This window comes from Janthinobacterium sp. C22 (assembly GCF_057919405.1).
Genome location: NZ_CP193659.1, coordinates 2,211,259 through 2,224,790 on the forward strand (window position 1 = coordinate 2,211,259; position 13,532 = coordinate 2,224,790).

Below are 13,532 nucleotides of genomic sequence, written 5' to 3' on the forward strand. Positions count from 1 at the left end.
GATCGTCACGCCTGTCCCAGGACCTTGGCCAGATAGTGGCTGACCTGCTGTTTCAGGTCGTGCAAGGCGGACAGGTCGAGCACGAACGCCACATAGCCGTGGATCTGGTGCTTGGACAGCACGAAGTCGATATGCAGCATCAGCACGACGGCGTCGTCATCCTGGCCGCCGAACGAGGACAGGATTTCCGCGCTGGTGCCCACGTGGTACAGGGGCAGCGAGCCATGCAGTTCGCTGTCGAACAGGTTGGCCAAAGTCCCCACGCAGGAATTGAGGATGATGTTGCCGATCTCGCTCATCGCCTCCTGTTCCATCTCCGTCAGTTCCTGCAGCGGCATGGCGTCGCCCACCATCAGGCGCACGATTTCCAGGCTCTTGTCTTCCGGGAACATCAGGATGGCTTCCGTGGCGAAAGCGCCATCGTAATGCTGGCTGACGCCGCAGATGCGTTCGCCATCCTTCTTGCTGCCCAGCAGGGTAGCTGCGTCGGCACGGTTCAGGAACGTGATCGACGGCACCGACATGGTGACTTCTTCATTGACGATCTCGCTCATCGCGGCCGCCGCATGGCCCACCCCGATGTTGAATATCTCCACGAGGGCATCGTTTTCCAGTTCGGAGAGATTGACCATGCTCACAGTCCCAGTGACTCGATCAGCTGGTGGATGCGGGTTTCCGTGATCGGTTTTTCCATGAAACCGACTTGCATTTCGCTGGCGCGGTTGCGGATGGCGTTTTGCACGTTCGCCGTGACGAGAACGATGTGCGTTTGCGGGCACAGCACGCGCAATTGTTCCGCCGCCGCCACGCCGCCCATGCCGGGCATATTGACATCCAGTAATATCAGCACAGGGCTGACTGTCTTGACTTTTTCCAGGGCTTCCTCACCCGTCGCCGCCTCAATCACTTGCCAGTCGGCATGTTTGCTGAGGATGAACTGATGCGACATCAAACGTGAAACCCGGCTGTCATCGACAACAAGTACCTGTTTACTGTGATTCATTGGCTATTCCTGAAACGTCATATCGGTCAATCGTGCCATTTTCGCATATTTTAGAGGGCATAGAGAGTAATTGGCTGGGGAGTTGCCCTGGGGCAAAGCTTTTTCGGCTGCCTGTTGTATTCCATCGCATGGCCCGTCATCATGGCCGGTTGGCCGGGCTGGCAATCCGTTAAAATAGCGGGATTCCTCACTTTAGCCCTTTTTTGCCATGACCCAAGACGAATTGAAGCAAGCCGTAGCCCGCGCCGCCATAGCCTATGTGGTGGACGGTGAAATCATCGGTGTCGGCACCGGTTCCACCGCCAACTTTTTCATCGATGAACTGGCCAAGATCAAGGACCGCATCAAGGGGACGGTCGCGTCGTCCGAAGCGACGGCAGCGCGTCTGGCAGGCCATGGGATTCCCGTCTTCGACCTGAACGACGTCGAGTCGATCGCCGTCTACATCGACGGCGCCGACGAGATCACGGCCAGCGGCGCCATGATCAAGGGCGGCGGCGCGGCATTGACGCGCGAGAAAATTGTTGCTTCCGTAGCGAAACAGTTCGTCTGCATCGCCGACGGCTCCAAGCTCGTCGAGACCCTGGGCGCCTTCCCGCTGCCGGTGGAAGTGGTGCCGATGGCGCGCGCCGCCGTCTCGCGCCAGCTGGCCGCGCTGGGCGGCACGCCCCGCTTGCGCCTGAAGGCCGGCAGCACGGAAGCATTCATCACCGACAATGGCGGTGAGATCATCGACGTGCTGGGCTTGCAGATTGCCGACCCGGTGGCGCTGGAGCAGCAGATCAACCAGATCGTCGGCGTCATCGCCGTCGGCCTGTTCGCCGTGCGCGGCGCGAATGTCTGCCTGCTGGGCATGCCGGAAGGCGTGCGTACGCTGGCCTACTAAGACGATAGCCGGCGTGCGCCGGCATTTGCACTTGTCTTACACGGCGGCCCCTTGCGGGCCGCTTGTCATGTGCGCCTGGCGGTACACGGCCACGGTGCGCAGCAAGCCGCCGAGGAAGATGCCGCTGAAGCAGCCATAGGCGAGGCAGACGGGCAGCATGAAGCCGCTCGCATGGGCATAGGCGGGTGCGATGGCCAGCGTCACGGCGACCGCATACTTCAGGCAGAAAATACTCATCATCATGATCAACGGCACCCAGCTGCCGGGACGCTGCACGCTGGCCCGCGCGGGAATGGCCACGATGGCGTCTGTCTTGGTCAACGACCATGCCAGCGCCGCGCCGGCCAGTGCGCCGGCGCCCCAGGCGAACGGCGCCACGCCGGCCAAACCGAAGCTGCCATGCACGCCGCTCAAGGACAGGGTCAGCATGACCAGGGGAATGATGCACAGCTTGCGCAAGCTCACTTCGCGCGCGCGGCTGGCCAGCACGCCCCGGTAGACGAGCAAGCCCAGGATGGCCCAGACGTAGAGGGGAGTGTGGCTGAAGATGTGCTGCAACATGGTGTCCGCCTTTGGAGTGAGGTTGTCGATGGGCGTACTGTGCCAGCGGGCGGCAGGGGCGGCGAGCGGGGTGCGACGAAACGGGAAAGGTCAGCCGTGAAACAGCGTCAGGCGGCGTGAAACGGGGAGGGATGAAACAGCCCGCGGCGCGGCGGCCACGGGCGGGAATGCTGAAAAACTTATTCCGTTGGCGGCACGTAGCCCATGGCGGCATCGGCGCCATCGCCGAAGAAATGCTTTTCCATCTGCGTGGCCAGGTATTTGCGGGCGCGCGCGTCGGCCAGGTTCAAACGGTTTTCATTGACCAGCATGGTCTGGTGCTTGAGCCAGGCGGCCCACGCTTCTTTCGACACCGATTCGTAAATCTTCTTGCCCAGTTCGCCCGGGTACGGCGGGAAATCCAGTCCTTCGGCTTCCTTGTTGAGTTTGATGCAGTGGATCGTGCGGGCCATCTGTGCTCCTGAATCAGTGTAGAGATAAAGCGTGATTATAAGGCACTTTGCGCCTGCCCTCGCGGGGCCGTCGCGACCGGGCCACGCGCCGTTTGCCGGGCGCTTGCGCTGGATCAAATTTGATCTGTGCCGCCCTAGCTAGTAAGATGCCTTATCGCGCCAGCCGCTGGCGGGCCTCGTCCAAGCAAGTAGTAACAATTAACCAATATGGAATCCCTATGACCTCAGTGAAAGTCCATGGCATCGACGTCAGCAATACAGGCAGCTTCGCGCTGTTTGGCGGCATCAACGTGCTCGAATCGCGCGATCTCGCCATGCGCGCCTGCGAAGAATATGTGCGCGTGACGCAAAAACTGGGCATTCCCTATGTGTTCAAGGCCAGTTTCGACAAGGCCAACCGTTCCTCGATCCATTCCTATCGCGGCCCTGGCCTGGAAGAAGGCATGCGCATCTTCCAGGACGTCAAGGCGGCGTTCGGCGTGCCCGTGATTACCGACGTGCATGAGCCATGGCAGGCGCAGCAGGTGGCCGAAGTGGTGGACGTGCTGCAATTGCCCGCCTTCCTGGCGCGCCAGACGGACCTCGTCGTGGCCCTGGCGAAAACGGGTAAGGTCATCAACATCAAGAAGCCGCAATTCCTCAGCCCTGGCCAGATGGCCAATATCGTCGAGAAATTCAAGGAAGCGGGCAACGACCAGCTGATCCTGTGCGACCGCGGCACTTGCCTCGGCTATGACAACCTGGTGGTCGACATGCTGGGTTTTGGCGTCATGAAAAAGACCTGCGACGACTTGCCCATCATCTTCGACGTCACGCACGCCCTGCAGCAGCGCGATCCCGGCGGCGCCGCTTCGGGCGGCCGCCGCCAGCAAGTGGCGGACCTGGCCCGCGCCGGTTTGGCCGTCGGCATCGCCGGCCTGTTCCTGGAAGCCCATCCTGATCCCGACAACGCCCGCTGCGACGGCCCCAGCGCCTTGCCGCTGGACCAGCTGGAACCGTTCCTGGCGCAATTGAAGGCGCTCGACGACCTGGTGAAATCGTTTGCCCCGCTGAACATCAAGTAAGGATGTTTCAGTAAAGAAAAAGCCCGGCATGCCGGGCTTTTTCACGTGTTACAGGGTTTTAATTAAGACTTGCGATTTGCGTTGCCAGTTATACATATGCTGGCGGTCCTTCGGCAGATCGTCGACGGTGGCCGGCACGAAACCGCGTTTCTTGAACCAGTGCGAGGTGCGCGTGGTCAGCACGAACAGTTTGTTCAGGCCGGCGGCGCGCGCGCGGTTTTCCATGTGTTTCAGGATGCGTTCGCCGTCGCCCTGGGCTTGCACTTCCGGGTTCACCGTCAGGCATGCCATTTCCGCCATCTTTTGCGCGGGGAACGGGTACAGGGCGGCGCAGCCGAAGATGACGCCGTCATGCTCGATGACGGAGAAGTAATCGATTTCGCGTTCGATCAGCTCGCGGCCCCGCTTCACCAAAGTGCCGTCCGCTTCCAGCGGTTCGATCAGTTTGATGATGCCGCCCACGTCTTCGATGGTGGCCTGGCGCAGGCTTTCCAGGTTTTCATGGCTGATCATGGTGCCCACGCCATCATGGGTAAACAATTCCAGCAGGGCGGAACCGTCCATCGAGAAGGGTACGATGTGCGAGCGCTCGACGCCGTTGTGACATGCCTTGACGCAATGCTTCAGGTAGAACGCCGTGGCGTCGGGCAGAAAACCGGCCATCAGCACGGCTTCGGCCTGGTGCGACGACAGTTCGCGGATTTCCACGCCCGTGGCGTCTTCCATCATCGGCGTCTCGGTAATAAAGATCAGCTTGTCCGCGTGCAGGGCGATGGCGGCGCTGCACGCCACGTCTTCCATGGTGAGATTAAACGCTTCGCCGGTGGGCGAGAAGCCCAGCGGCGAGAGCAGCACCAGGCCGTCCGAACCGAGGATGGAGTGGATGGTTTCGGCGTCGACCTTGCGCGTGATGCCCGTCAGTTCCAGGTCCACGCCGTCGATCACGCCCAGCGGGCGCGCCGTGATGAAGTTGCCGGAAATGATACGGATGGCCGCATGCGACATGGGCGTGTTCGGCAAGCCCTGGCTGAACGCGGCCTCGATATCGAGGCGCAGTTCGCCGGCCGCTTCCTTTGCGCATTCCAGCGCGGCGATGTCGGTGATGCGCACGCCGTTGTGGAAGCGGCCTTCGACGTTACGCAAGGCCAGTTGTTCCGCCACCTGCGGCCGCGAGCCGTAGACGACGGTGACATTGATGTCCAGCGCATGCAGCAGGGACAAATCATGGGCCAGCACCTGCAGCGCCCCGGCGCTGACGAGTTCACCGGGGAAGGCGACCACGAAGGTCTTGCCGCGAAAGGCGTGGATGTAGGGCGCGACGGAGCGCAGCCATTGGACGAATTGGGTAGGGTTTTCCATTAAGCGCATTATAATTCGCTGCGCGATGTGCGCGCTTAAAATACCTGTAAAAAACAATGTCTTCAGCCAGCAATAAGTCTTCCCCTCCTTCCACCGTTGCAAATGTGCCCGCCAGCGGGGGTGTTGCCACGCCTGCCGCCGCGCCCGCGCAGGGCCGATCACGCCCGCCCGTGAGCCAGCAAAGGCCGCAGGCACCGCGCACGGAGCAGCAGAAAGAGCAACAGCGACAGCAACAGCAGCAGCGCGCGCCGCGCGAGGGGCAGGAAAACCGCGATGCGGCCCGCGCCGCGCGCGAGGCGGAAAAGGCCTTCCGCAACCCGCTGCCACCGATTACCTATCCGGAAGACTTGCCCGTCTCGGGCCGGCGCGAAGAAATCGCCAAGGCCCTGATGGAAAACCAGGTCATCATCGTCTCGGGCGAGACGGGTTCCGGCAAGACGACGCAGTTGCCGAAGATTTGCCTGGAACTGGGACGGGGACAGAAGGGCATGATCGGCCACACGCAACCGCGCCGGATCGCCGCCTCGTCGACGGCCAAGCGCATCGCGCAGGAACTGGGCACGCCGCTGGGCGAAACCGTGGGTTTCAAGGTGCGCTTTACCGATACCCTGAGCCGTGGCGCGTCCGTCAAGCTGATGACGGACGGTATCCTGCTGGCCGAGACGCAGACCGATCCGTTGTTGAAAAATTACGACACCATCATCATCGATGAAGCGCATGAACGCAGCCTGAACATCGATTTCCTGCTCGGCTATCTGAAACAGCTGCTGCCGCGCCGGCCCGACCTGAAGATCATCATCACTTCGGCCACCATCGATGCCGAGCGCTTCTCGCGCCATTTCGGCACGCCGGAAAAACCGGCGCCCGTGATCGAAGTATCGGGCCGTCTGTACCAGGTGGAAGTGCGCTACCGTCCCGTGGAACGCGAGCAGGTGGCCATGCCGGGTGCCGCCAATCCTGACAAGCCGGGCCAGCGTACCGCCGCCGCGCGCGAAAAGCGTGACCTGATGGATGCCGTCGTCGATGGCGTGGAAGAGCTGTGCCGCATCGGCTCGGGCGACGTGCTGGTGTTCTTGCCGGGCGAGCGCGAAATCCGCGACTGCGCCGAGGCGCTGCGCAAGCACCATCCGCCGCACGTGGAAATCTTGCCCCTGTTCGCCCGCCTGTCGGCCGAAGAGCAGGAACGCGTCTTCAAGACCAGCAATGCGCGCCGCATCGTGCTGGCCACCAACGTGGCGGAAACCTCGCTGACGGTGCCCGGCATCCGCTACGTGGTCGATGCTGGCCTGGCGCGCGTGAAACGTTACAGTTACCGCAACAAGGTGGAGCAGCTGCAGGTCGAGCCGATCGCCCAGTCGGCCGCCAACCAGCGCGCCGGCCGTTGCGGCCGCGTCGCCGACGGCGTCTGCATCCGCCTGTACGAAGAGCAGGATTATCTGCTGCGGCCCAAGTTCACGGAGCCGGAAATCCTGCGCTCCTCGCTGGCCGCCGTCATCCTGCGCATGAAGTCCCTGCACCTGACGGACGTGGAAACCTTCCCCTTCATCGAGCCGCCGCTGGCGCGCGCCATCGCCGACGGTTATCAATTGCTGCAGGAACTCGGCGCCGTCGATGAAGTCAATAAACTAACGCCGCTGGGCAACAAGCTGGCCAAGCTGCCGCTGGACCCGCGCGTGGGCCGCATGATCCTGGCCGCGCTCGATAACGCCTGTCTGACGGAAGTGCTGATCGTCGCCTCCGCGTTGTCCGTGCAGGACCCGCGCGACCGCCCGATGGAGCACCAGCAGGCGGCCGACGAGGCGCACAAGAAATTCGCCGATGAAAAGTCGGAATTTTTCAGCTACCTGAAGATCTGGCGCTGGTTCGAGTCCGCCATCGAGCACAAGAAAACCAACCGCCAGCTGCAGGACAATTGCCGCACGAATTTCCTGTCGCAGATGCGCTTGCGCGAATGGCGCGACGTGCACTCGCAGTTGTTGACCATCGTCAAGGAACAGGGCTGGCGCCTGAACGAAGCGCCCGCCACCTACGACAACTTGCACATGGCCTTGCTGACTGGCTTGCTGGGCAATATCGGCTTCAAGGGCGAGGACGAGCCGGGCGCGGGGTATCTGGGTGCGCGCGGCATCAAGTTCCATATCTGGCCCGGCTCCTCGCTGCTGAAAAAGCCGGGCAAGTGGATCATGGCGGCCGAGCTGGTCGACACGACGCGGCTGTACGCGCGCTGCGTGGCGCAGATCCAGCCCGAGTGGCTGGAAAAAGTGGGCGAGCACCTGCTGAAGAAATCGTGGGGCGAGCCGCGCTGGGAAAAACGTTCGGCGCAGGTGACGGCGTCCGAACGGGCGACCTTGTACGGCCTGGTGGTGTACAGCCAGCGCCGCATCAACTACGGCAATTTCAACTTGCCGGAAGCGCGAGAGATCTTCATCCGCGATGCCCTCGTCGGGGGCGACTTCGACACGCGCGCGCCGTTCTTTGCGCACAACCACAAACTGATCAAGGATATCGAAAACCTCGAACATAAATCGCGCCGCCTGGACGTGCTGGTCGACGATGAATTGATCGCCGCCTTCTACGACAAGCTGCTGCCGGCGGACGTGTGCAATGGCGCCGGTTTCGAGAAATGGCACAAGGACGCCACGCGCGAAAACCCGAAGCTGCTGTATTTGAACCGCGAAGAGCTGATGCGCCACGAGGCGGCCGGCGTGACGACGGACCTGTTCCCGAAAACCATGTCCGTGACGGGCCTGGAAATGGGACTCACGTATCACTTCGAGCCGGGCAGCGTGCGCGATGGCGTGACCTTGAGCGTGCCCCTGTATGCCTTGAACCAGTTGCCGCGCGAGCGCTGCGAATGGCTGGTGCCGGGCATGCTGAAGGAAAAGGTGCATCTGCTGCTCAAATCCTTGCCGCAAAAGCTGCGCCGCCACTGCGTGCCGCTGCCCGATTATGCGGCGAAATTCTGCGAGCGCGTGCATGAGGCGGGCGTGTTCGGCCGGGGCGACCTGATCGATGCCATCATCGCGGATATCCGCACGCAGATCACGATCAACGTACTGACGACGGATTTCAAGCCGGAAACCCTGCCGGCCCATCACTTCATGAATTTCAAGGTGATCGACGAGCATGGCCGCCAGCTCGACATGGGCCGCAACCTGGCCACCCTGCAGGCGGAATTCGGCGGCCAGGCGCGCCAGAGTTTCCAGAAGCTGGCCGAAGTGTCGGGCGTTTCCGGCACGGGCACGCCCGGTGCCAAGGTGGCGGGCGCGCAAGTGGCGTCGCGGCTGCAGGCACAGGCCACAGTTGCGGCAGGCAAGGGGGCGGCTACTGCCGCTGCGGCCGCGCCGGCGTCAGGCAATGCCACCGTCTCGCAGCACATGGGCTTGACGGCCTGGACCTTCGGCGAATTGCCGGAACTGCTCGAAATCGTGCAGGGCAAGCTGACCCTAATCGGCTTCCCCGCCCTCGTCGACAAGGGCACGCATTGCGACCTGGAAGTGTTTGACGACCCGACTGTGGCCGCCCGCACGCACAAGATCGGTTTGCGCCGTTTATTTGCGCTGCAAATGAAGGAGCAGATCAAGTACGTCGAGAAAAGCATTCCCGGCTTGCAGCAGATGGGCATGCAATTCATGGCCCTGGGATCGCAGGAAGAGTTGCGCGAGCAAATCATCAACAAGGCGCTCGACATCGCGTGTTTGCAGGATCCGCTGCCGCTGGATGCCGCCTCGTTCGCCAAGCGCCAGGCCGAAGGCAAGTCGCGCCTGGTCTTGCTGGTCAATGAAATCGCCCGTTTGCTGTCGCAAGTGCTGACGGAATTCCACGGCTTGCCGAAGCGGCTGCAAAACATTCCCGCAGCGGCGGCCACCGATATCCAGGCGCAGTTGCAGGGACTCGTGCACAAACGCTTCCTGACGGAAAACGAGTACACGCAACTGGCGCATTTCCCCCGCTATCTGAAGGCGATCAATGTGCGCCTGGAAAAACTGCGCGCTGACCCCGCGCGCGACACCAAGTTGATGGCCGAATGGCAATCGGCCGCCGCGCCGTATCTGCGCCAGGCCAAGGACCGCCAGGCCGGCAAGAACACGGACCCGAAGCTGGTCGATTTCCGCTGGATGCTGGAAGAACTGCGCGTGTCCCTGTTTGCGCAGGAACTGCGCACGCCGATGCCTGTTTCTGCCAAGCGTTTGCAGAAGGTATGGGAATCGATGCAGCGGTAGGTCGGATTAGCGCGTCCGCAGGGCGCGCGTAATCTGACGTCATCGTTGGGCGGGCGATGGGGCGGTGGATGGTGCGCTGCTGTTAACGGTGTCGCTGGTGGTGTCGGATTACGCGGCTGCGCCGCTAATCCGACCTACCCGACCTACCAGACCTATCCGGCCTGCCCGACTGTTCGCACGGGAACTGCGCACGCCGATGCCCGTGTCTGCCAAACGCTTGCAGAAGGTATGGGAATCGATGCAGCGGTAGGTCGGATTAGCGCGTCCGCAGGGCGTGCGTAATCCGACGTCATCGTTGGGCGGGCGATGGGGCGGTGGATGGTGTGCTGCTGTTAACGGTGTCGCTGGTGGTGTCGGATTACGCGGCTGCGCCGCTAATCCGACCTACCCGACCTACCCGACCAGTACGACCAGTACGACCAGTGCGACCTGTCCGGTCTGCCCGACTTACGTTCTATCTTTATTGAGATCATCATCGCTGAGCGATGAGCGCGAGCCGCTCTGGCTGCTGGTGCCGGCGCGGCTGCCGCTCATGGAGCTGCCGGACAGGCTGCCTTCGCTGCCCGATTGCAGGCTGGCGCCGCCGCGCAGGTCGCTGCCCGATGGCATGCGGCTGCCGGCCATGGCGCCGCTGCTGTAGCGCATGCCGCTGCCATAGAACGCTTCCATCTGCTGGTTCCAGGCATCGCTGCCCATGTCGGGCCAGTTGTTCTTGTCGAAGCCGGGAGCGTTTTTCAGCAGGTCTTTGTCCACGTTGAGCAGGAAGCGCTTGTTGACGGTGTCCAGGGTCAGGCGTTCCCAGGGCACGGCAAACAATTTGTCGCCCATGCCCAGGATGCCGCCGAAGGACAGCACGGCATACGCGATCTGGCCCGTGCGCATGTCGAGCATGATTTCCTTGATGTCGCCCAGCTCCTCGTCGTTGTGATTGTAGACTTCGTCCCCGATCAGGGTGTCGGCCCCCATCAGGGCTGGCCCGGGGCCGTCGTGGTTGCGGTACATGCCCAGGATGTCGCGGTCCAGGTAGCTCATGGTGTTCTCTCCTCTGGTGAAATGCTGATCGAACATCCAGATTAAGCATACGCACCTGTTCGCGGTTGATCTGCCTCAATGGTGTCTGGGGCACTTTTATGCGTGTGCAAACGTACGGTGTGGTCGGCCAATTGCGGTACTCTATGCATTCTACGGAGGAGGCCGCACATGCTGACGATGCAACGATGCAGAGGGATGAACTTGCGGTACGCTCCACCACGACATGCGCGCCGCGCGCCATGGTAAAGCCCGCCGCCAAATGGCTGCGCGGGCTATTGCGCGCCGGTAAGGCGCAGCAGCGCACGGCGACCAAACTGGCCAAGGTGCTGTTCGGGCCCGTGCCGGCCAAGCCCACGCCTAAACCTAAATCTAAACCCCGCGGCAAGCCCGTGGTCAAGACCAGGCCGACGCCGCGCGTCAGGCCCGCCGGCGACGCCGTGCCCTCGCTGGCGCCGTTTGCCACGCCCCTGTCGCCGCCGCGCGTGCGCAAGCGAACGGCGCCCCCGCCGGGCAAGTGGCTGGCCGCCCACTATGCGCCCTTGCCGGAGCTGGGGCAGTTGCCGGGCCGGCGCCTGCCTTATTTTTGTACCTGCCCGAGAAAGCGCCGAGCGCCGCCATGCGCAGCCGGGGCCGGCCGCTGCTGGTGATGCTGCACGGCTGTGAGCAGAGCGCCACGCAGTTTGCCGACGGCACGCGCATGAACCGCCTGGCCGAGCGCAAGGGCTATGCCGTGCTGTATCCGCAGCAATCGCTGCGTTCGCATGCGCGCCGCTGCTGGAAGTGGTACGACAAGCTGACGCAGGAGGGCGGCGGCGACGTGCGCCTGATCGTCGGCGCCATCGAGCAGGTGGCGGCCCGCTATGCGATCGACCGCGCGCGCATCTATATCTGCGGCATTTCCGCCGGCGCCGGCATGGCGCATATCGTGGCGCTGAACCATCCCCATCTGTTCGCCGCGCTGGGCCTGCATTCCGGGCCCGTGTTTGGCGCCGGGCATAACCTGATCGGCGCGCTGGGCGTGATGCAGCATGGCGCCGCCGCCCGCGCCGATGCGGCCATCGATGAAGTGCTGGCGCGCCAGCCCGCGTTCCCCCGCCTGCCCACCATCCTGCTGCAAGGCCTGGCCGACAAGGTGGTGCGCCCCATTAACCAGACGCAGCTGGTGCGCCAGAGCGTGCGCGTGAACCGCATGCCCTTGGACACCGTGGTGACGGCGCAGCGCCTGCCGGGCGGTGCGGCGGGCGGGCGCAATCCGGCCCATGCGTACGCGCTGCACGATTATCAGGTGGGCAAGGAGGTGCTGCTGCGCGTGGCGCAGGTCGAGCACCTCGAGCATGCGTGGAGCGGCGGCGACGCCAGCCTGCCGTTCAACGACAAGGCCAAGCCCGACGCCAGCAAGATGCTGCTCGATTTCTTCGCCAGCCACCGCCGCCGGTAAGCGGCCGCGCCGCGCGCCCACTGGTACGCATCGATCTTCCCTTCCGGGCATGCCCGCGCCAGCGCGCCGGCATGCTGGCCGCGCCCTTTTCAGGGCAGGCGCTACATGCCGTAATGCCACGGAGTTATTGTAAGTGGTATTGCTGCGGTATTTAAAAAACACAAAAATCGGCGTTAAAAATACGAACTGGTATACAATTGGTACACGTTTTCAGTGTGAAACCGTGTCCGCCGTCCCATGCCCCGACGGCGGGCACGCACTGACGGCAGCCACCCACGTTACGGAACGCGCCATGTCCATCAAGTCCAAGCAGTTGCTGTGGTTTTTTGCGTTTTTTCTCGTCTTTGAACTGAATATCTATCTGTCCAATGACATGATCATGCCGGCGATGCTGGGCATCGTCGAGGAGTTCCAGGCGGAGAAAAAGTTCGTCCCCCTGTCCCTGAGCCTGTATCTGCTGGGCGGCAGTTCCCTGCAGATTTTCCTGGGGCCATTGGCCGACTGCATCGGCAAGCGCAAGCTGGTGCTCACGGGTAATGCCTTGTTCCTGCTGGCCACCTTGGCGGTGCCATTGACCGCCTCGATCGAGCAATTTCTCGCCGCGCGCTTCATCCAGGGCATGGGCTGCTGCTTCATCTTTGTCGGCTATGCCATGATCCATGAACTGTTCGACGACATGGCGGCCGTCAAGCTCAGCAGCATTCTGTCGAGCACCACCATCCTCGCGCCCCTGGCCGGCCCCATCCTCGGCAGCGCCATCATCAGCCGGCTGGACTGGCGCTACGTGTTTTTCCTCTCGGGCCTGCTGGCGCTGCTGTCCCTGCTGGGCCTGTTCAAGACCATGCCGCGCACGGCGCCGGCGGTCACGCGCCTGGACCTTGCCGCCATCGTACGCAGCTATGCCGCCATTTTCAGCAACGGGCGCTTCATGTTCGGCATGTTCACGGCCGGGCTGGCCACCGTGCCCCTGACGGCCTGGATCGGCTTCTCGCCCATCTTCGTGCTGCAGGAAATGGGCGCCTCCTACGCCACCTATATCGCGCTGCAATGCGTGATTCTGTCGGGCTTCGTCCTCAGCAGCATCGCCATCCAGCGCCTGCGCCAGGATTTCCCCCTCGTCCATCTGCTGCGCATGGGCGGGCTGATCGCGGCGGCCGGCATGCTGGGCGCCGGCGCGGGCCGCCATCACGTCGATGTGTTTGCGGCCTGCATGTTTGTCTATTCCATCGGCTTCGGCCTGTTCAACGGCGCCCTGATCCGCAGCGCGATCACGGCCAGCAAGGAGTCGATGACATTGACGACGGCTGCCATGAGCTTGCTGTACTGCATTTATCTGTCCGCCTGGCTGCAGCTGTACAACGTGCTGTGCCAGCGTTTCGGCTATGCGCTGGAAACGTATGCGCTGCTGAATATTCCCGTCATCGTGGTCATCGCCGCCTGCCTGCTGTTGTTTACGCGGGGCATGGCGGAGCGCCGGGAAAGCGAGGTGCGGCTGGCCCGGCACTGATGGCGCA

12 protein-coding genes are annotated in these 13,532 nt (G+C 62.8%); 6 read left to right on the top strand and 6 right to left on the bottom strand.

From position 1 onward, the window contains the following. Positions 1-5: 5 nt before the first annotated feature. Both ACRHIG_RS10295 and ACRHIG_RS10300 read right to left on the bottom strand, forming a co-directional pair. Positions 6-632, bottom strand: a complete 627-nt coding sequence (locus tag ACRHIG_RS10295; RefSeq protein WP_489630101.1) for a chemotaxis protein CheC — start codon at positions 630-632, stop codon at positions 6-8. A 2-nt stretch (positions 633-634) separates the two neighbouring features. Beyond that, on the bottom strand, positions 635-1,003 hold the full coding sequence (locus ACRHIG_RS10300) for a response regulator (protein WP_475416826.1): 369 nt from the start codon (positions 1,001-1,003) through the stop codon (positions 635-637). A gap of 208 nt (positions 1,004-1,211) precedes the next feature. On the opposite strand from ACRHIG_RS10300, the gene rpiA reads away from it, so the two are divergent. Beyond that, the gene (gene rpiA, locus ACRHIG_RS10305) at positions 1,212-1,889 is read left to right on the top strand and encodes a ribose-5-phosphate isomerase RpiA (protein ID WP_489630102.1); all 678 of its coding nucleotides are present in this window, start codon (positions 1,212-1,214) and stop codon (positions 1,887-1,889) included. Positions 1,890-1,925: 36 nt separating this feature from the next. On the opposite strand, the gene ACRHIG_RS10310 is transcribed toward rpiA, so the two are convergent. Together ACRHIG_RS10310 and ACRHIG_RS10315 are read right to left on the bottom strand one after the other, a co-directional pair. Then, the gene (locus ACRHIG_RS10310; protein ID WP_489630103.1) at positions 1,926-2,450 is read right to left on the bottom strand and encodes a DUF6622 family protein; all 525 of its coding nucleotides are present in this window, start codon (positions 2,448-2,450) and stop codon (positions 1,926-1,928) included. A gap of 179 nt (positions 2,451-2,629) precedes the next feature. Beyond that, the gene (locus tag ACRHIG_RS10315) at positions 2,630-2,902 is read right to left on the bottom strand and encodes an oxidative damage protection protein (protein WP_034750797.1); all 273 of its coding nucleotides are present in this window, start codon (positions 2,900-2,902) and stop codon (positions 2,630-2,632) included. Between the two features lie 218 nt (positions 2,903-3,120). Here ACRHIG_RS10315 and kdsA point away from each other — a divergent pair, with 218 nt between their 5' ends. After that, the gene (kdsA, locus tag ACRHIG_RS10320) at positions 3,121-3,966 is read left to right on the top strand and encodes a 3-deoxy-8-phosphooctulonate synthase (RefSeq protein ID WP_034750794.1); all 846 of its coding nucleotides are present in this window, start codon (positions 3,121-3,123) and stop codon (positions 3,964-3,966) included. Positions 3,967-4,014: 48 nt separating this feature from the next. Here the strand turns inward: kdsA and argA are convergent, their stop codons facing one another. Continuing rightward, positions 4,015-5,325: an amino-acid N-acetyltransferase gene (gene argA / locus ACRHIG_RS10325; RefSeq protein ID WP_046685875.1), complete on the bottom strand. Its 1,311-nt coding sequence runs from the start codon at positions 5,323-5,325 to the stop codon at positions 4,015-4,017. Positions 5,326-5,381: 56 nt separating this feature from the next. Between argA and hrpA the strand changes: the two genes are divergently transcribed. Further along, on the top strand, positions 5,382-9,548 hold the full coding sequence (gene hrpA, locus ACRHIG_RS10330; RefSeq protein WP_489630104.1) for an ATP-dependent RNA helicase HrpA: 4,167 nt from the start codon (positions 5,382-5,384) through the stop codon (positions 9,546-9,548). A gap of 447 nt (positions 9,549-9,995) precedes the next feature. On the opposite strand, the gene ACRHIG_RS10335 is transcribed toward hrpA, so the two are convergent. Continuing rightward, positions 9,996-10,580: a PRC-barrel domain-containing protein gene (locus tag ACRHIG_RS10335; RefSeq protein ID WP_475416822.1), complete on the bottom strand. Its 585-nt coding sequence runs from the start codon at positions 10,578-10,580 to the stop codon at positions 9,996-9,998. Positions 10,581-10,819: 239 nt separating this feature from the next. On the opposite strand from ACRHIG_RS10335, the gene ACRHIG_RS10340 reads away from it, so the two are divergent. The 3 genes from ACRHIG_RS10340 (at position 10,820) to ACRHIG_RS10350 (ending at position 13,525) form a co-directional block, all read left to right on the top strand. Next, the gene (locus ACRHIG_RS10340; protein WP_489630105.1) at positions 10,820-11,227 is read left to right on the top strand and encodes a hypothetical protein; all 408 of its coding nucleotides are present in this window, start codon (positions 10,820-10,822) and stop codon (positions 11,225-11,227) included. Then, positions 11,197-12,018 (top strand): extracellular catalytic domain type 1 short-chain-length polyhydroxyalkanoate depolymerase, encoded by an 822-nt coding sequence (locus ACRHIG_RS10345; protein ID WP_489630106.1) that lies wholly within the window; start codon positions 11,197-11,199, stop codon positions 12,016-12,018. The genes ACRHIG_RS10340 and ACRHIG_RS10345 overlap by 31 nt, the downstream gene beginning before the upstream one ends. 292 nt (positions 12,019-12,310) lie before the next feature. Continuing rightward, positions 12,311-13,525, top strand: a complete 1,215-nt coding sequence (locus ACRHIG_RS10350) for an MFS transporter (protein WP_475416820.1) — start codon at positions 12,311-12,313, stop codon at positions 13,523-13,525. The last annotated feature ends 7 nt before the right edge of the window (positions 13,526-13,532 follow it).